This is a genomic window from Alphaproteobacteria bacterium (genome assembly GCA_017308135.1).
Lineage (GTDB): Bacteria > Pseudomonadota > Alphaproteobacteria > CACIAM-22H2 > CACIAM-22H2 > Tagaea.
This window is the reverse complement of record JAFKFM010000006.1, coordinates 100,727-117,744: the sequence shown is the minus strand read 5'-3', so window position 1 is coordinate 117,744 and position 17,018 is coordinate 100,727. Positions and strand designations below refer to the sequence as shown.

Annotated in this window: 17 protein-coding genes; 8 read left to right on the top strand and 9 right to left on the bottom strand. The window is 65.0% G+C overall.

What is annotated here, in order from left to right:
- The first annotated feature begins 180 nt into the window (after positions 1-180).
- Positions 181-1,077, top strand: coding sequence for a LysR family transcriptional regulator (locus J0H39_00780; GenBank protein ID MBN9495259.1), 897 nt, complete (start codon positions 181-183; stop codon positions 1,075-1,077).
- A gap of 4 nt (positions 1,078-1,081) precedes the next feature.
- Here the strand turns inward: J0H39_00780 and J0H39_00775 are convergent, their stop codons facing one another.
- Positions 1,082-1,879 carry an ABC transporter permease gene (locus J0H39_00775; protein ID MBN9495258.1) on the bottom strand — a complete coding sequence of 266 codons (798 nt, stop codon included), beginning with the start codon at positions 1,877-1,879 and terminating at the stop codon, positions 1,082-1,084.
- Positions 1,876-2,628 (bottom strand): ABC transporter ATP-binding protein, encoded by a 753-nt coding sequence (locus J0H39_00770; protein ID MBN9495257.1) that lies wholly within the window; start codon positions 2,626-2,628, stop codon positions 1,876-1,878. Before J0H39_00770 ends, J0H39_00775 begins: the two co-directional genes overlap by 4 nt.
- A gap of 57 nt (positions 2,629-2,685) precedes the next feature.
- Here J0H39_00770 and J0H39_00765 point away from each other — a divergent pair, with 57 nt between their 5' ends.
- The 5 genes from J0H39_00765 to J0H39_00745 are packed head-to-tail and all read left to right on the top strand — an operon-like array spanning position 2,686 to position 7,446.
- The gene (locus J0H39_00765; protein ID MBN9495256.1) at positions 2,686-3,975 is read left to right on the top strand and encodes an ActS/PrrB/RegB family redox-sensitive histidine kinase; all 1,290 of its coding nucleotides are present in this window, start codon (positions 2,686-2,688) and stop codon (positions 3,973-3,975) included.
- A 9-nt stretch (positions 3,976-3,984) separates the two neighbouring features.
- On the top strand, positions 3,985-4,551 hold the full coding sequence (locus tag J0H39_00760) for an ActR/PrrA/RegA family redox response regulator transcription factor (protein MBN9495255.1): 567 nt from the start codon (positions 3,985-3,987) through the stop codon (positions 4,549-4,551).
- A 54-nt stretch (positions 4,552-4,605) separates the two neighbouring features.
- Positions 4,606-5,226, top strand: coding sequence for a LysE family translocator (locus tag J0H39_00755; GenBank protein ID MBN9495254.1), 621 nt, complete (start codon positions 4,606-4,608; stop codon positions 5,224-5,226).
- A gap of 19 nt (positions 5,227-5,245) precedes the next feature.
- Positions 5,246-6,715 (top strand): hypothetical protein, encoded by a 1,470-nt coding sequence (locus J0H39_00750; GenBank protein MBN9495253.1) that lies wholly within the window; start codon positions 5,246-5,248, stop codon positions 6,713-6,715.
- Entirely contained in the window at positions 6,712-7,446 is a 735-nt protein-coding gene (locus J0H39_00745) for an MBL fold metallo-hydrolase (GenBank protein MBN9495252.1), read from the top strand. Before J0H39_00750 ends, J0H39_00745 begins: the two co-directional genes overlap by 4 nt.
- 1 nt (position 7,447) lies before the next feature.
- On the opposite strand, the gene J0H39_00740 is transcribed toward J0H39_00745, so the two are convergent.
- Genes J0H39_00740 through J0H39_00730 form a run of 3 tightly spaced genes read right to left on the bottom strand, consistent with a single transcriptional unit; the run spans position 7,448 to position 9,793 of the window.
- Positions 7,448-8,428, bottom strand: coding sequence for an SDR family oxidoreductase (locus tag J0H39_00740; protein MBN9495251.1), 981 nt, complete (start codon positions 8,426-8,428; stop codon positions 7,448-7,450).
- Positions 8,429-8,466: 38 nt separating this feature from the next.
- Entirely contained in the window at positions 8,467-9,183 is a 717-nt protein-coding gene (locus J0H39_00735; GenBank protein ID MBN9495250.1) for a serine/threonine protein phosphatase, read from the bottom strand.
- Between the two features lies 1 nt (position 9,184).
- Positions 9,185-9,793 (bottom strand): hypothetical protein, encoded by a 609-nt coding sequence (locus J0H39_00730; GenBank protein ID MBN9495249.1) that lies wholly within the window; start codon positions 9,791-9,793, stop codon positions 9,185-9,187.
- A 121-nt stretch (positions 9,794-9,914) separates the two neighbouring features.
- On the opposite strand from J0H39_00730, the gene J0H39_00725 reads away from it, so the two are divergent.
- Positions 9,915-11,330, top strand: coding sequence for an undecaprenyl-phosphate glucose phosphotransferase (locus tag J0H39_00725; GenBank protein MBN9495248.1), 1,416 nt, complete (start codon positions 9,915-9,917; stop codon positions 11,328-11,330).
- A gap of 6 nt (positions 11,331-11,336) precedes the next feature.
- Here the strand turns inward: J0H39_00725 and J0H39_00720 are convergent, their stop codons facing one another.
- From J0H39_00720 to J0H39_00705, 4 genes are all read right to left on the bottom strand, one after another.
- The gene (locus tag J0H39_00720) at positions 11,337-12,002 is read right to left on the bottom strand and encodes a hypothetical protein (GenBank protein MBN9495247.1); all 666 of its coding nucleotides are present in this window, start codon (positions 12,000-12,002) and stop codon (positions 11,337-11,339) included.
- 41 nt (positions 12,003-12,043) lie between these two features.
- Positions 12,044-12,466: a hypothetical protein gene (locus J0H39_00715; protein ID MBN9495246.1), complete on the bottom strand. Its 423-nt coding sequence runs from the start codon at positions 12,464-12,466 to the stop codon at positions 12,044-12,046.
- Between the two features lie 11 nt (positions 12,467-12,477).
- A complete protein-coding gene (locus tag J0H39_00710) occupies positions 12,478-14,178 on the bottom strand; it encodes a BPSL0067 family protein (GenBank protein ID MBN9495245.1) in 1,701 nt (566 codons plus the stop codon).
- Positions 14,179-14,434: 256 nt separating this feature from the next.
- Positions 14,435-15,946, bottom strand: a complete 1,512-nt coding sequence (locus tag J0H39_00705; GenBank protein MBN9495244.1) for a M48 family metalloprotease — start codon at positions 15,944-15,946, stop codon at positions 14,435-14,437.
- 101 nt (positions 15,947-16,047) lie between these two features.
- Between J0H39_00705 and pip the strand changes: the two genes are divergently transcribed.
- Complete coding sequence (gene pip, locus J0H39_00700) at positions 16,048-17,013, top strand: prolyl aminopeptidase (GenBank protein MBN9495243.1); 966 nt, start codon at positions 16,048-16,050, stop codon at positions 17,011-17,013.
- Positions 17,014-17,018 lie beyond the last annotated feature (5 nt).

Sequence of the window (17,018 nt, the reverse complement as noted above, 5' to 3'; positions counted from 1 at the left end):
TATGGGGCCATGCCAGCGTGCGGTTTGGGGCAATCTGCGCCCCATGAAATTCGCACCCTTCATCGATCTTTGCCTTGCCGCCCATGGTTATCAGCGCCCGCCGCGTATCGGCGAAGCCGTGCCTGTGCGGTTGCCCGTTGCGCCTTCCCTCTTCGCGCGGATCGCGCGACGATGGAGGAAATGACCGACCCCGACTGGAACGATATCCGCGCCTTCCTCGCCATCGCCCGCGAAGGCAGCCTCGCCAAAGCGGCCAAGGCGACGCGATTGAGTCAAGCCACGCTTGGCCGTCATCTGCGCGCGTTGGAAGCCACGCTCGGCGCGCCGCTGTTCGACCGTTTGCCCAACGCGCTGCGGTTGACGGCGCTGGGCCGCGAGACGCTCGACGGCGCCAACGCGATGGACGACGACGCGGCCACGATCCTGCGCCGCGCCAAACTCGCCGCCGAACCCGAATTGCGGCCGGTCGTCGTCACCTCGGTCAATTCGATCGCGTGGTTCATGGTCCGCCATTTCGGCGAATTGCAGGCCAAGCTCGCCGGCACGCCCTTGGTGCTGAAGCCCACGCGCCGTTCGGTCGATCTTGCGCGCCGCGAAGCGGATATCGCCTTGCGCATGCAATCGCTGCCCGACGCGCATGATCTGACCGGGCGCAAAATCGGCCGCGTGGGCAACGCGATCTACGTGTCCAAAGCCTATCTCGCGCGCACGGGCCGCAAGCCGGCGGACGGCATGGACGGGATCGACTTTATCGCGCGCGAAACGGGGTCGGAGATTTCCGCGCAAGCGCGCTATTCGGCCGATATCGCCAAGCGCGTGCGCGTCGTGTGCCGCGTGTCGGAGACCGTTCTACGCCACCAAGCGGTCCTGGACGGGTTGGGCGCCACGTTGCTGCCCTGCCATCTGGGCGATGCGGAGCCGACCTTGCAGCGCATCGGCCCGCGCCTCGCCGATCTCGACGAGGATATGTATCTCGTCGTGCATCGCGATCTGCGGCGCGTCGCGGCCGTGCGCCGCGCGGCCGACGCGATCGCGGCACTCTGCAAGCGCCACGCGAAATCGCTGATCGGACGCTGACGCCTTATTCGCTGGATTGCAGCAGCTGCCCGCGTTGGCGCGCGCGGGTAAAGGCGAACAGGAACGCGCCGAAAGCCAGCGCCATGATGACCAGGTTCAGCGCGAAGGCTTGCGCCAACAGATCCCAGCGGAACACCTTGTCGATCATGACCGCGCGCATGCCCTCGAACACATAGGTCGAGGGCAGGGACCACGCGAGCGGCTTCAGCCATTCGGGCAGCACCGACACCGGATACCAGACGCCCGAAATCGGCTGGATGATGAAGATCGAGGCCCAAGCATAGCTTTCGGCGGCGAGGCCGAAGCGGAATAGCAGCGCGCCGATCAGCAACCCGATCGACCAGCCCAGCATGACCAGCATCATCCAGAAGGCGAGCAGCGGCAGGCCGAGATCGAAGACCGAATAGGCGAACAGCGGGATCGCCAGCAGGGCCGCCGGCAGCACGCCGATCATCGAGCGCGTGACGGAGAGCAGCATCAGCGACGCCGCGAATTCCCACGGCCGCAAGGGCGACACGAAAAGATTGGCGAGGTTGCGCGACCACATTTCCTCGAGCAGCGATAGTGTCAGTCCGAATTGCGAGCGCACGAGCACGTCCCACAGCAGCACGGCGCCGATCAGCACGCCCGCCGCGTTCGCGAACCAGTTGGAATGCTGGTTCAAGAACACGGTGACGAAGCCCCAAATCGTCATCTGCAGCACGGGCCAGTAGACGAGGTCGAAGACCCGCGTCCAGGACGAGCGGAAGAGATAAAGATGCCGGCGCGTCATCGCGCCGATACGGCCGAAAGATCCGCTCATTGTGCTGCTACCTGCGCCGTGCCGCGCGCCACATCCAAGAAGACCTGTTCCATATCGTCGCGCCCGTAGCGCGCGATGAGGTCGGCGGGCGAGCCGCGATCGACGATCCGCCCCGATTTCATCATCAGCACGTCGGCGCAGAGACGCTCGACCTCGGCCATGTTGTGCGAGGCGAGCAGGATCGCAGCGCCTTGGGTGCGCGCGTAGGTTTCGAGATGGCCGCGCACGCGATCGGCGGTGTCGGGATCGAGGCTCGCGGTCGGCTCGTCGAGCAGCAGCAACTCGGGCCGGTTGATGAGCGCCTTGGCCAGCGCCGCGCGCGTCTTCTGGCCGCTGGATAGCGAGCCGGTCTTGCGGTCGAGAAACGCCGTGAGGTCAAGCAATTCGGCGAGCTCGCCGATCCGCGCTTTAAGGTCGCGCACGCCGTAGAGTCCGCCGAACACGTCGAGATTCTCGCGCACCGTCAGGCGCGAGGGCAGGTCGACATAGGGCGAGGAGAAATTGAGCCGCGGTAAAGCGGAATAGCGGTCGCGGCGCATATCGACGCCGAGGATTTCGATCGTGCCGGCGGTGGGGATCAAAATTCCCAGCAGCATCGAGATCGTCGTCGTCTTGCCCGCGCCGTTGCCGCCGAGCAGGCCGACGACCTGGCCGCGTGGTACGGTGAACGAAATTCCGTCGACGGCCGGCGGCGTATCGTCGCGGAAACGCTTGGTCAGGTCGCGGACATTGATCGCGGCGATGGTCATGGCAATGTATATGGCCCGCCTTGCCGCCAAAGGCAAAGGGACAACGAGAAAGCACGCGTGACCGCCGTTTCGAAGCCACCGCCGCAAAACATCGCCCCGCCGCCGCCGTTGGGCCGCGTGCGTCTGCGCACGCTCGTGGTCGTGCGCTGGATCGCCATCGCGGGCCAGACCGCCGCCGTGCTCGGCACCTATTACGGTCTCGGATTCCATTTCGCGCTGTTCCCGACTTTGGGCGCCATCGCGATCTCGGCGCTGCTCAACGCCGTGCTGACCTTCGACCGGCCGCAAGCCGGGCGGTTGGACGACCGCGCGGCGGGTGCGGTTCTCGCCTACGACGTGATGCAGCTCGCCACGCTGCTCTATTTCACCGGCGGCTTGCAGAACCCGTTCGCGGTGCTGATGGTCGCCCCCGTCGCGGTCGCGGCGGCGTCGCTGTCGCGTGTGGTCACGGTGGTGCTGGGCGTGCTGGCGATGGGGCTCGCGACGTTGCTCGCCATTTGGCACCAGCCTTTGCCGTGGCGGCCCGAAGGCTTGGCGCTGCCGTTGGAATTGCGCATCGGCGTGTGGTTCGCGATGGCGACGACGATCGTGTTCGTCGCCGCTTATGTGGCGCGGCTCGCCGGCGAAGCGCGGCAAATGTCCGACGCGTTTGGGGCGGCGCAAGCCGCCCTTGCGCGCGAACAGCGGATGAGTGCGGTTGGCGGATTGGCCGCCGCCGCCGCGCATGAACTTGGCACGCCGCTCGCCACCATCGCGGTGGTCGCTAAGGAAATCGCGCGCGACTTGCCCGAGGGCGATCTTAAATCCGACGCCGATTTGCTGCTGCGCGAGACGATGCGCTGCCGCGACATATTGGCGCGCCTGGCCGCCAAACCCGAAGGCGGCGGGCCGGAAGGCAACCCGTTTCCGCGCCCTCCGCTACCCGTGTTGTTGCGCGAGATCGCGGATCGCTACGCGCGCGGCGTGCCGGTCGAACTCGATCAGGATTTCGAGGACGGCAACGAACCGCCGATCGCGCGCACGCCGGAAATCGTGCAAGCGCTGGGAACGCTTGTGGAAAATGCCGCTACGTTTGCCCACGAGAAGGTCGAGATTTTCGCCTGGTCGGACGAGGAATTCGTCGGCGTGGAGATCGAGGACGACGGGCCGGGTTTCCCGCCGGAGATTTTGGCGCGGCTGGGCGAGCCTTACGTCTCCACCCGCGTGGGCGACGGCGAGCACATGGGGCTGGGCGTGTTCATCGCAAGCACCTTGCTATCGCGCACGGGGGGTACTGTATCCTGGGGCAATCGCGAGGAAGGCGGGGCGCGCGTTTCGGTGCGCTGGCCGAAGGCGCGTTTCGCGTAAGGAAGCACCATGGATATGCAAGCCCCGGCGGCCATTGTCGCCACCCGCAAATTGCTGATCGTCGAGGACGACGAGGCCTTCCGCCTGCGCCTGGCGCGCGCGATGGAACGGCGCGGCTATGCGGTCACGATGGCCGAATCGATCGCGGCGGCCGATGCCGCCTTGGCGGGCGGTTATTCGCCCGAATGCGCGGTCGTCGATTTGAAATTGGGCGACGGCTCGGGCCTCGATCTCGTGCCGCGTATCCGCGCCGCCGCCCCCGATTCGCGCGTCGTGATCCTCACCGGCTACGGCAACATCGCGACTTCCGTCGCCGCGATCAAAGCCGGGGCCGTCGATTACATTCCCAAACCCGCCGATGCCGATGTGATCGACGCGGCGTTGAACGCGGGCGACCGTGCACTGCCCCAGCCGCCCGAACATCCGATGTCGGCCGATCGCGTGCGCTGGGAGCATATCCAGCGCGTGTTCGAGCAATGCGAGCGCAACGTGTCGGAAACCGCGCGGCGCTTGAACATGCATCGCCGCACGCTCCAGCGCATCCTGGCCAAGCACGCCCCGCGCGAAACCGCGTAACGGCGAATAACGGCTTCTTGCCTGGGAACGGGAACCCTGCGTTAGATCGCCGCCATGGCGATCGAAATCTGGCTGGCTTTCGTCGCGGCTTCGGCCGTGCTGCTCCTCATCCCCGGACCGACGATTCTGTTGGTCGTGTCCTACGCGCTGGGCCAAGGCTGGCGCGCGGCACTGCCCATGGCGATCGGCGTGGCGCTGGGCGACTTCACCGCGATGACGTTGTCGATGATCGGCGTGGGCGCGTTGCTCGCCGCATCGGCCACGGCGTTCGCGATCCTCAAATGGGCCGGGGCAATCTATCTCGTCTATCTCGGCGTCAAGCTGTGGCGGGCGGGCGGCACGCTGGCGGCCGCGCCTGCGCAAGACACGGCCTCGGCCGCAAAGATGCTCGGCCACGCTTGGCTCGTCACGGCGCTCAACCCGAAAGGCATAACTTTTTTCGTCGCTTTCTTGCCGCAATTCCTCGATCCAATGGGCGACGTGACGCTGCAGCTTTCCATTTTCTGCGCGACCTTCATCGTGATGGCCTTCGCCAATGTGCTGGGCTACGCGCTGGCCGCGTCGCGCGCGCGGAAGGCCTTCGCAGGTCCCCGCACGATGACGATCGTCAACCGCACGGGTGCATGCGCGCTGATCGGGGCGGGAATCGGCAGCGTCGCCTTGTCCCGGGCTTGACGCGCGCCAAATCTCCGCCATGTCCCGTTTTGCGACCTTCGCCGCGCTGACGCTCGCGGTTTTGTATATGGCGCTGGCCATGCGCCCCGAAGCCGCCCTGATCGGCACGCCGATCGCGGAGGATGGCTGGTACGCGCTGACCGTCGCGCGCAACGTGGCGACGCACCGTGGAATTACGATCGACGGCCTGACCTGGACGAACGGCTTCCAGCCGCTGTTCACCTTTATCGAAGCGGCGGGGTTTGCGCTCGCGGGCGGCGATACGATCGGCGGCTTGCGCGTGTTCTTCGCGCTGGCGACCTTGGTGCATGTCGCGGGCGCGTTGCTGGTGGCGCATCTGGCAAAAAGCTATGCGGGCAAGGACGATCGCATCGCCGGCCCGCTCGCCGCACTCGGCTATCTCGCGGCGATCAAGGCCTATAACGATTTCTACACCGGGCTCGAAACCGGATTGCAGCTCACGCTTTACGCCGCAATCTGGGCCTTGCACCGGCGCGACTGGCGTGGGCATTGGCCGCGCGAAGCGCTGCTGGGCCTCGCACTCGGCTTGGTCGTGCTGACACGGATCGATGCGGCGGTGTTCGTCGCCGTTCTGTGTGCGGACGAGCTGCGCCGGGGTTTGCGCACCGGCCTACCCGATGCGATCCGCCGCTGCTTCGTGGTCGGCGGGACGGCGGTGATCGTGTCCTTGCCCTGGTGGCTCTACAACGCGTTGGTCTTCGGCCATCCGATGCCGACATCGGGCTTCGCGCAGCAGGAAACGCTGGTCTCGCTCGACCGGACGCTCAGCGCCTTCTGGGCGCTTGCCAGCGTGGCGATGCCGTGGATCTTCGCCGGCGCCTACGAGGATCGCTGGGCGGAAATCGCGCGCGTCGTGGCCTTGGCGGCGCTCGGCCTGCTGATCTGGCGCAAGAAATGGCGCCCCGCGGGCGATCTCGGCTTTCCCGGCGTGTTGCTCGCTTCCTATGCGGCGCTCGTCTTCTATTACTGGCTCACCTTCTTCGCGGATTGGTTCTACATCCGCTACTTCGCACCCTTGTCGCTACTCGCCTTCGTCTTCGTACCGGTGATCCTGATGCGCACGGCGCCCAAAGCCGTGCCCGTGCTGGGCGGGAGCGCGGCGGCGGTCATGGCGGTGCTGCTGCTGCTCGCGTGGAAGAATTGGACGCCGTTCGGCGCGTCGGCACATCACACCCAAGTCGAACTGGTCGAGGAATTCGTGGCACCTGGCGAATTGGTCGCGGGCGGCCAATCGGGCACGCTCGGCTTCCTGCGCGATCAGGTCGTCAATATCGACGGCAAGGTGAACCCGGACGCGCTCGCCTGGCGACGCAACATGTGGGACTATCTCGACAAGCTCGGCATCGAATGGTTCGCGGATTCGACCTGGTATGTCGAAACCTATCTCGGGCCCGAGCCCGAGAAGGTCGGCTGGCATCTGGTCGCCTCGCGCGGGGATTTCCGGCTCTATCAGCGGGTCAAGGAATGAAGCTGACGTTTCTGGGATCGGGTGACGCGTTCGGCTCCGGCGGCCGGTTCAACACCTGTATCCTGCTGGAAAGCGGCGCCAAACGCATCCTGGTCGATTGTGGTGCATCGTCGATGATCGCGATCCGAAAATTCGGAATCGATCCGGCGACGATCGACGCCGTGCTCGTCACGCATCTGCACGGCGATCATTTCGGCGGCTTGCCGTTCTTCCTGCTCGACGCGCAGCTCGTCACCAAGCGCGCGCGGCCGTTGAAGCTCTACGGTCCGCCGGGATTCGAGAAGCGCCTGCTGGAGGCGTGCGAGAATTTCTTTCCGGGCTCGACCCAAGCCAAGCGCCCTTACGAACTCTCGATCGCCGAGCTGTCGCCCGAAACGCCGCACGACGTGGCGGGGTTCACGGCGACGCCGTTCGAGGTGGTGCATTGGTCGGGCGGGCCGCCTTACGCCTATCGCATCGAAGCCGACGGCAAGGTGTTCTGCTATTCGGGCGATACCGAATGGGTCGATACGCTGATCCCGGCGGCGAAGAACGCCGATCTATTCGTGTGCGAGGCGTATTTCTTCGACAAGAAGGTCAAATACCATCTCGACTGGCGCACGCTGGAAGCGCGTCTGGCCGAGATCGGCGCCAAGCGCACGATCCTCACGCATATGAGCGCGGAGTTGCTCGCGCGCTTGGGCGAGACCGCTTGCGAAACCGCCGACGACGGCAAGGTCGTCGAATTCTAGATCACGCCTTCGCGCCGACCGACGCGATCGCGCGGTTGGTCTTCAGCAGCGCGTCGAAATAGCCGATCGTCTTTTTGAGGCCTTCGTCGAGCTGGATCTTGGGCTGCCAGCCCAGGATCTTCTGCGCCTTGTCGATGATCGGCTTGCGCTGCATGGGATCATCCGCCGGCAGCGGGCGCTGCACGAGCTTCGATTTCGCCCCCGTGAGGTCGATCACACGTTCGGCGAGCTGCTTGATCGTGAATTCGACGGGGTTGCCGAGATTGATCGGGCCCGTGACGGTATCGGGGCTGTCCATCAGGCGCACGAAGCCTTCGATCAGATCGTCGACATAGCAGAAGCTGCGCGTCTGCGCGCCGTCGCCATAGATCGTGATGTCCTGGCCCTTCAGCGCCTGGACGATGAAGTTCGACACCACGCGCCCGTCGTTGGGGTGCATGCGCGGGCCGTAGGTGTTGAAGATGCGCGCGACCTTGATCTTCACGCCGTGCTGGCGGTGATAGTCGAAGAACAACGTCTCGGCGCAGCGCTTGCCTTCGTCGTAGCAGGCGCGCGGGCCGATCGGGTTGACGTTGCCGCGATATTCCTCCGGCTGCGGATGCACTTCCGGATCGCCGTAGACTTCCGACGTCGAGGCCTGGAAGATCTTCGCCTTCACGCGCTTGGCGAGGCCCAGCATGTTGATGGCGCCGTGGACCGAGGTCTTGGTCGTTTGCACCGGATCGAATTGATAGTGGATGGGCGAGGCCGGGCAGGCGAGGTTGTAGATCTCGTCGACCTCCAGATAGAGCGGGAAGGTCACGTCGTGGCGCAGCACCTCGAAATGCGGGTTGCCGAACAGATGCGCGATGTTGTCCTTCGTGCCGGTGAAGTAGTTGTCCACGCACAGCACGTCGTGCCCGGCGGCGACCAGCCGTTCGGACAGATGCGAGCCGAGGAAACCGGCGCCGCCGGTGATCAGGATACGCTTGCGCAAGGCCATGTTCGGAAACCCTTCGGGTTTAATGCCGTGCCCGGATATCAGGACCGGGCTTGACGTACAACGTCTTCGACGATCAGGAATTCCCGGCGGCTGCCGTGCAGTACGGCCGCCCCTAGCCGGAAGTTGCGGTAAACGCCCAGATCGATGCCGATCCGATGCCGGAAATCCTGGGGTTCCGGACGAATCGTGTGGCCGTGGACGACCACCGCCCCGGGGTCGAATTCTTCGCCCCAAAAGGCCTCGCGGATCCACATCAGGTCCAGCGGCGATTGGGCGTCCAGCGGCACGCCGGGGCGCACCCCGGCATGGGCGAAGAAATAGCCGCCGACCCGGTGATGGCTTTTGAGGGCGCGCAGCTGGGCAAGGCCCGCTTCGCCCAAGGCGGCGGTCAGGCCGGCGCGCTGCTCGGCCGGGGAAAGGTTCCGGGCGACGCCGTAGCTTTCCATCGTCTCCAGCCCGCCGTTGCGGAACCACAAATCGGGCTCGCGCGTGTCGTCGATGAAATCGAGCATCAGGGCTTCGTGATTGCCCATCAGATCGGCGCGCTCGAAGCCCGGCCAATCGCGCGTCAAGCGTTCCAGCACGCCCTTCGAGTCCGGGCCGCGATCGACATAGTCGCCCAGATGGATCAGCACGCGGCGCGTGGCATCGCGTTTGGCCGCATCCTCGCGGATGCGATCATGCAGCGTGTCGAGGATATCGGCATAGCCATGCACGTCGCCGACGGCGTAGATGACGGTATCGTCGGGGAGCATCTCAGTTCTCGATCGCCGCGCGGATAAGGGCGACATGTTTTTCCAAATGCGGCGGCACCGAAGCGCCGTCGCGCACGGCACGTACCAGTTCGGGGATCGGCCCGTCCAGGCGCGCGTGATCCATGATCTCGCTCGGAAAGGCGCCGACGGGCCCGTCGACCTGCAAGGACGGCGGCAACGCGGCGGGGCCGAGCTTCACCAGCATCGCGGCCATCGCCGCGCGTTCGACATCCGGCCCGCCGATCCCGTGGGCGGCGGCCAAAGCCGTGACGCGGGCCGAGGCGCGGCGCGCCATCGCGGCCGAGCGCGGATCGCGCTTGGCGGCCAAGTTCATCAGCGTGCGGGCGAGGCGCCGGACGGTTTCCTCGGGATCGGGGGCGGCCCCCGAGGCGTTGGCGGCGAAGGGCACCGATCCGGTCGTCCGGGGCCCGGCGACGGCGGGACGCAGCGGCTGGCGGCGAACGATGCGGATTTCCTCGGTTTCGCTTTCGGCGGCGGCCTTGGCCTCGGCGCGCGCCATCAACCGCAAGCGCAGCGCCTGGCCCACGGCCAAGCCCAGCACGATCAAGAGCCCCCAAAGCAGGAGCGGATCATCGCCTTCCGGAAACATCGCCGTGGAAGCCTACACCCCTCTCAACCGTTCTGTCCCGAGACGACGCTTTCGTGGCACGGAGATTTGCCCTATGCTCGCGCCCGCTTCGCACTCCCCGATACTCGGGCAACACATTGGTATGAAACGTAAAAACGCCGTCGTTGCGGCCGATCTGCAAACCCTCGTGCTGGGGGCGTTGCGGGCGGCCGATCTGGGTGCGGTCGCTTTGGCCGCAATCGTCGCGTATTGGGCGCGTCACGATTCCTGGTCGCTGCCCGATCTCTATCTGATCGCCGTGCTGGCGGCGGTGATTCTGGCCGCGAATTTTTTCCAGCTCGCGCGGCTTTACGTCTTCGCCAATCTGTCGCGCCTCGCCAGCCAGTTCGGCAAAATCGCGATGGCGTGGACGGCGGTGATGGCGAGCCTGATCGCGCTCGCCTATTTCACCCAGACCTCGGTCGCTTTCAGTCGCGCCTTCATGATCGGCTGGTTCGCGCTCGGCTTCGGCGCGCTGATCCTGGTGCGCCTGCTGCTGCTGCTCCAGCTCGACAAATGGCGCGTCGACGGGCGCCTTGCGCAGAACGTCGCGGTGATCGGCGCGGGCGAGATGGGCCGCGCGTTCCTCAAACATCTCGCCGATGTCGATACGCATGAATACCGGATCATCGGCGTGTTCGACGATCGCAAGGACCGGCTGCCGCCGGAACTCGAAGGCCACAAGGTCGCGGGCACGGTCGACGATCTGATCGCGCATTCGAAGACCGGGGCGGTCGACGCGATCATCGTCGCGATGCCGTGGCAGGCGTCGTCGGATCTGCAGGAACTCATCAAGAAGCTTAAGACCGTGCCGGTCGACGTGAAGCTCTGCCCCGATTACATCGGCACCTATCTGCCCGCGCGCGGTTTCCACGCCATCGCCGGCATTCCGATGTTGTCGGTGCTCGAGCGCCCGCTCTCGGGCTGGAGCCTGGTGCTGAAGGCGCTCGAAGATCGCGTGCTGGGCGCCATCCTTCTCGTGCTGCTGTCGCCGGTGCTCGCGCTGGTGGCGCTCGCCATCAAGCTCAACAGCCCGGGGCCGATCCTGTTCCGCCAGCCGCGCTACGGCTTCGCGAACAACCCGATCGTTGTCTACAAATTCCGCTCGATGTATCACGGCCGCGTCGAGGCGCCGCACGTGCCTCAGGCGACGCGCGACGATCCGCGCGTGACGCGCGTGGGCCGTTTCCTGCGCAAGACCTCGCTCGACGAATTGCCGCAGCTTTTGAACGTGCTGAAGGGCGACATGTCGCTGGTCGGCCCGCGCCCGCACGCGGTGGCACACAACGAGCAATACGCCAAGATCATCGACGATTATCTCGCTCGTCACCGCGTGAAGCCGGGCATCACCGGCTGGGCGCAGGTCAACGGCTTGCGCGGCGAAACCGACACGCCCGAGAAGATGCGCCGGCGCGTGCAGTTCGACCTTTACTACATCGATAATTGGTCGCTGATCTTCGATCTGAAGATCCTGGCGCTGACGCCGATCGCCGTGCTCGGCAAGGAAAACGCGTATTAGGGCCGGTTATCCCGTCCCCTCGGTGCAATGGCGCCAACAGAAAAACTGCCATTCCTGGCCATCCCAAAAAACGCCGTTCTCGTTATTGATCATTGTCGGACGCCCGTCGCGCGACGGCGGCACTTGGAAGATCGGTCCGAATCCGGTCACCTTATCATCCGGGTCCGGGAACGTGCCCCAGATCGGTTCGGTCGGGACCAAAATCACCCCCGATTTCCTGTCGCCATAGCCGCTCATTGAAACGGCTATGCGCCATTTACCGTCGCGCTTTACTAGCGCGGCTGCGTCCCAACCGAGCGGCCCGTAGACCCCATACTCCGGCTCGTTCGTTGGCACGAGCATGAACACGAGATCGGGCTGCTTGGCGCCGGTGATGCGGTGGCGACCGATGAGAATCGAAATGCCCTTCAATCCGAGATCACCGATCACCGAGCCTTGCCAAAACCGCTTGCCCTCTGCGGTCACAAGATACGTCCGCACGATCTTCCCGTCGGGCGTATTGCCGGCCGGGCGAAGACGCAACTCATCAATGTCGGGTTGCGGGATAAGAGGATCGAGGATATCCGGCTTCTCTCTCGGATACGGCGGGGGCTCGATCTTCTCCTCCGCCATCGCCGCGCCGGCAAGAACGAGCGTGATGGCGCAGAACAAGATTCTAGCGATAGCGGACATTGCCGAACTCCCTCAGTCGCGTCTCGATCGCTCGCCACGCATCATTCGACCCGCGATGTGCACCAGTAGCGCTCCAAATCCCATTCCCGGTCATGTGCCGAGACACGCCGACTGATACTTTCGCAGCGAAGCAGAAGGCCAGGGATCGGCACTTTAACGATTTGTGTTATTTCCGCTTCGATCTCGCCATACGTGCACTCCAGAGCTGCATGACGGAAATCAGATGCTTCCATTTCGACAAGATCGTAACTGTGGCGCGAATCCTCGATCGCCAACGCTGTCTCGATACCACCACCGAGCGGCACGTCGCCAAAGTGCAGCAAGGTGACGTCGTGCAACGGCGATTTTCCATCTATCGGTGAAGCTGGTGGGCAACGCGTCACGACTTCAGCCGCCTCGCAAATCGATGGCTGTAAAGTTGCCGCCAATAAGCCACCTAGAACGATCGTCGCTAATTTAAACATCGTATCGTCCTCTATGGGTGTTTAGCGCGGATTGCCGAAAATTCACCTGCGCTATAACCACCTTCGCCTTGCCGACGCTCGAAGGGATAGAAGCGAACCCGGGCTTGTCCTTGATCTCGCGCCGGATCTCTGGCGCTTCCGTTAAACTGATCGAGAACAAAAATACCTTTCCGATCGCCTTGCTCGCCATACCCCATGAAGACCCCCGCGTGACGGCGGGTGCGCGGTTCTCCGGGCTTGTCGCGATCCTGCGGATAGCGGATGTCGCCGTTCTTATCGGGGCGGAACGTAGCGATCGCGGTGCCGGGTTTCAGCGGGGGATCGTCGGTCGCCTTGATCGCGTCGCCCGCGCGCCAGGTCGATGTATGGCCAAGATTCGCCGCCTTCTTCACCAAGCCGACGCATTCCTTGCTTTCGCCAAACCAGCGTTTTGACGATTGCGCCTGTCGCACGAGATCGTCGAGATCGGGGACGGCCGCCGCGCGATTCCTCTCCGGCGGGGCATCGCTTGCTTGAGCGAGTTGTCCATCCTCGGTATCCGGTGCCTGCGCGATCTGAACCGGCGTGGCGTCGTTCTCGTCTGTCGCTTCCGGCGCATCGGCGAGCTGCAGCCGGTCGTTCCCACTGAAGTTCCGGTTCGTATCGTCGTTGACCGGCGCATCGCCGAGCAAGCGGGCGCGCAAATGCGATGGCCAGTTGTTGGCGTCGAGCAAGCCGTCGTCGTAGACGGCGTTGGCGCGCTCTTGTTCCTCGAACGCGCGCTTGGCGTCCAAGCGCTCGCTGAACGCCTTGATGTACTCGGGATCGAGCAGCCCGTCGCGCGACAGCGGCGGCAAGGGCGCGTAAGGCTGGCGGACTGCCGGGCCTTCTTCGCCGGGGCGATGGGGTAGCGGTGTTGCGACGCCTTTATCTTCGCCGGGGCGATGCACCAGATCGCTGATTTCGCCGCGCATATCGCCAATGCGAATCCCGATCGGTTGGTTATTGGCGATCGGGCCGCCAAAGAATTGGCGTTGCAGGTCGGGCGCGTCGCCCAGCGCCGACAGGATCGCGCGGATCGCGTCGCCGCCCTGGCCGGGCTTGGTCTGGTCCCATTGGTTCACGAAGTCGCGCGCCTGGACGATGCCGGGTAGGCCCTGATTGCGGACATAAGCCGCGAGCGTCTCGGGCGCGTCTGCCAAACCGCTGCGATGGCGCTGGAGATAGTCGGCCATCGAGCGGTTCGACCCGGTCATGTCCGCGTCCGGCGCCGGCAGGCCGGGGATCGGCGCGAGTTTCAATTCGCCGTAAGTCCCGTTCAGCAAGCCGGGCTCGCCTTGGGCGAGGCGGTCGTGATGCGCGTCGACCTCGCGCGGGCTGGGGGCCGGATACTTGCCCAATGTCGTACCAAACTGGTCGCGCATTTTGGAAATCGTCGGCCCGCTCGGCCGCAGCCAGCCATCGACCTTCAGATCGTTGCGCTTCTGATAACCGCGGATCGCGTCGTCGAGCGTATAGAGCCCCCAGCCGGTGGGGCCGTCGGTCTTGGCGAGGTCGAGATCCCCGGCATTGCCGAGAATCGTCTGGACCTTGATGTTGTCGGCGCGGCGGGTGGGAAAGCCCAACCCGACATCGCTATCCAAATCGAAGAACGACGACGAATTCCCCGGCATCTGGAACGGGACGCCGTAATCGTCGTCGGACATTTCGAACGGGCGGGGCAGGGCAGACATCGGGCAAAACTCCGCGATTGCGGCCAACGCGGATGCGCCGGCACAAGGTTTACGACGACATGAGAGACCCAGCAGGATGAAACCACGTGGCGAAATGCCCCCGAATAGGCCGGGCAGATCGCATGAGTACAAAACTAGTCCACGGAGAACGTAAAGTCAACGATGAAATTCAGAGAAAAACAACCAGAGGCGTCGAACGCCTTATGGTTCGACAAGCTCACCATGAGGTGTTCGACGATTGGCGGCCGAACGGGGCTCAGCGCTCCGCGACGATTTTGTAGAGCCGCCCGGCGACCGGCGCTTCGCCTTCGCGCATCCCGTTGATGATGCGGAAACGCTCGCGCTCGAATCCGTCATTCGCCGTCATGCGGCGCGCGAGCGAGTCGAAATTATCGCCGGCGGCGGCGCGCACCAGGCGGATGCGCAATGGCTCGGCCGCTTGCGCTTCCTGCGCGGTCAGCGAACGCACCGAATAGGTCGTGCGCCGGAACCCTTCTTGTTCGCGCGCCATCACCTGCGGCGGGGCGAGGAACAGGATGCGGAAATACGTGCCGTCCGGCATGCGGATCGCGACCAGCCGCGCATCGACGGCCCCGTTCTGTCCTTGCAGCCGCGTCGCGGCGGTCGCGGCTTGCATGCCGTTGACCGTGATGCGCTCCACGCCCGAAAGCTGCGCGCCGCGCGCCCATTCGCCGGTCAGGAACGTCGCGGGATCGGTGGCGCGGCCGCGGCGCATGTCGAAGGTGATCTGCGCGCCGTCGGGCCCGGTGGCGCGCACCGCGTCCTGGCTGTCGCTCAGCCGGTATTTCTCGGGCGCTTCGAAGCGGAAGCGCAGCTTGGGATGGGTGAAAATGCGGCCTTTCACGAAGCCCGCATCGGCATCGCCGCCCACCGCCATGCCGTCGATCGCGGCGTAATATTCCTCGACGTTCTCGCGCGGATTGGCGTTCACGACCAAACCTTGCGCGCGCGCGGCGGCCAAAGCTTCGCGCACGCGATCGGCGGTGCGCGGATGGGTTTGCATGATCGAGAATTGATCGGCTTCATCGGGCGAGCGCCCGGCGATCTGCATTTCCAGGCGCGCGCCTTCGCCGAGCTTGGCGAGCATATCGGCCGCTTCCTCGGGGTTGTAGCCGACGACCGACATGTAGCGCACGCCGAGCTTGTCGGCCTCGAATTCCTGCTCGCGCGAATAGGAGGCGAGCACCGTGCCCGCAATGGCGCCCGAGGCTTGGCCCGCGAGATTGCCCGCGTCGCCAGAGCCGGTGAGGATCGCCACGCCGATCGAGAAGATCGTGGCGCCGATATTCGCGGCGGTCGTCTGCGCCATGCGCTCGGCCGTGTGGCGCGCGGTGACGTGGCCGATCTCGTGACCGAGGACGGAGGCGAGTTCCGCCTCGCTGCCCATCAGCGCCAGCAAGCCGCGTGTGATGTAGACATAGCCGCCCGGCAGCGCGAAAGCGTTGTAGATGTCCGAATTCAACACCGTGAAGGTGAATTTGAGATCGGGCAGCTCCGAGCGGCGCGCCAGCTGCTCGCCCACGCGCTGCACATAGGCGGCGAGGCGCGGATTGTTATAGGCGCCGCCGAACGCTTCGAGCACCTTGGGATGCTCGTCGGCGCCGATCTTGGCTTCGTCGGCCGCCGACATGGTGACGAATTGCGAGCGGCCGGTCGCTTGGTTTTGCGCGCAAGCGCCCAGCGTCAAAGCCGAAAGGGCAAGGGCGGACGCGACCAGCGCGCCGCGAAGGCGGTAAAAGCGGTTCATGCGGTTCATGCGGCCCCGACTCTGCGGCGTTCCAGGCATGCGCGTCAACGCCTTGCCTGCTGCTTGACCCCGCCCGGAACGCGGGCGCAAAGTGCCCCGTCATGCCCGCCCCCGACGCGACTTCGCGCACCGATCTTTTTCCGCCCATCGATCCCTACGGCACGGGCTTTTTGCGCCTGGACGACCGGCATTCGATGTATTGGGAGCAAAGCGGAAATCCCCGCGGCGTGCCGGTGATTTTCCTGCATGGCGGGCCGGGGGCGGGTGCGACACCCGCGCATCGCCGGTTCTTCGATCCCTACCACTATCGCATCGTGGTGTTCGACCAGCGCGGGGCGGGGCGATCCACGCCGCATGGCGCGATCGACGACAACACGACGCCGCTTTTGGTTGCGGATATGGAGCGCTTGCGCCTGCATCTGGGCATCGATCGCTGGCACGTGTTCGGCGGATCGTGGGGTTCGACGCTGGCGCTGGCTTATGCGCAAACCCATCCCGAACGCGTGCGCTCGCTGACGTTGCGCGGCATTTTCCTGGGCCGGAAGTTGGAACTCGAATGGTTCCTCTACGGCATCGGCAACGTCTTCCCCGAGGCGTGGCGCGCCTTCGCCGAACATCTGCCGGAAAACGAGCGTTCCGATCTGCTCGGCAATTACTGGCGCCGCTTGATCGACCCCGATCCCGCCATCCATCTCGCCGCCGCGCGGGCGTGGAGCGCTTACGAAGGTTCGTGCTCGACGCTGCTGCCCAGCCCCGAAACCGTGCAGGCTTTCTCCGAAGATCGCATGGCGCTGGGGCTCGCGCGGATCGAGGCGCATTATTTCCGCAACGGGTTGTTCATGGCGGAGAACGCGTTGATCGACAATGTGCCGCGCATGCGCCACATCCCCGGTACGATCGTGCAAGGCCGCTACGACATGGTGTGCCCGATCGTCAGCGCCGATCTGCTGGCCAAGGCCTGGCCCGAAGCGCGCTATCACGTCGTCGCCGATGCCGGCCATTCGGCGATGGAGCCGGGCATTCGCGCCCAGCTCGTCGCCGCGATGGAACGGGCCAAGCGCTTGTGAGCGGG

Bases quoted from the DNA above. Each gene is read 5' to 3' on its own strand.
- J0H39_00770 (MBN9495257.1), bottom strand. From the start codon at position 2,628: ATGACCATCGCCGCGATCAATGTCCGCGACCTGACCAAGCGTTTCCGC.
- J0H39_00775 (MBN9495258.1), bottom strand. From the start codon at position 1,879: ATGAGCGGATCTTTCGGCCGTATCGGCGCGATGACGCGCCGGCATCTT.
- J0H39_00710 (MBN9495245.1), bottom strand. From the start codon at position 14,178: ATGTCTGCCCTGCCCCGCCCGTTCGAAATGTCCGACGACGATTACGGC.
- J0H39_00715 (MBN9495246.1), bottom strand. From the start codon at position 12,466: ATGTTTAAATTAGCGACGATCGTTCTAGGTGGCTTATTGGCGGCAACT.
- J0H39_00750 (MBN9495253.1), top strand. From the start codon at position 5,246: ATGTCCCGTTTTGCGACCTTCGCCGCGCTGACGCTCGCGGTTTTGTAT.
- J0H39_00730 (MBN9495249.1), bottom strand. From the start codon at position 9,793: ATGTTTCCGGAAGGCGATGATCCGCTCCTGCTTTGGGGGCTCTTGATC.
- J0H39_00760 (MBN9495255.1), top strand. From the start codon at position 3,985: ATGGATATGCAAGCCCCGGCGGCCATTGTCGCCACCCGCAAATTGCTG.
- J0H39_00720 (MBN9495247.1), bottom strand. From the start codon at position 12,002: ATGTCCGCTATCGCTAGAATCTTGTTCTGCGCCATCACGCTCGTTCTT.
- J0H39_00755 (MBN9495254.1), top strand. From the start codon at position 4,606: ATGGCGATCGAAATCTGGCTGGCTTTCGTCGCGGCTTCGGCCGTGCTG.
- J0H39_00705 (MBN9495244.1), bottom strand. From the start codon at position 15,946: ATGAACCGCTTTTACCGCCTTCGCGGCGCGCTGGTCGCGTCCGCCCTT.
- J0H39_00780 (MBN9495259.1), top strand. From the start codon at position 181: ATGACCGACCCCGACTGGAACGATATCCGCGCCTTCCTCGCCATCGCC.
- J0H39_00735 (MBN9495250.1), bottom strand. From the start codon at position 9,183: ATGCTCCCCGACGATACCGTCATCTACGCCGTCGGCGACGTGCATGGC.
- pip (MBN9495243.1), top strand. From the start codon at position 16,048: ATGCCCGCCCCCGACGCGACTTCGCGCACCGATCTTTTTCCGCCCATC.
- J0H39_00745 (MBN9495252.1), top strand. From the start codon at position 6,712: ATGAAGCTGACGTTTCTGGGATCGGGTGACGCGTTCGGCTCCGGCGGC.
- J0H39_00740 (MBN9495251.1), bottom strand. From the start codon at position 8,428: ATGGCCTTGCGCAAGCGTATCCTGATCACCGGCGGCGCCGGTTTCCTC.
- J0H39_00725 (MBN9495248.1), top strand. From the start codon at position 9,915: ATGAAACGTAAAAACGCCGTCGTTGCGGCCGATCTGCAAACCCTCGTG.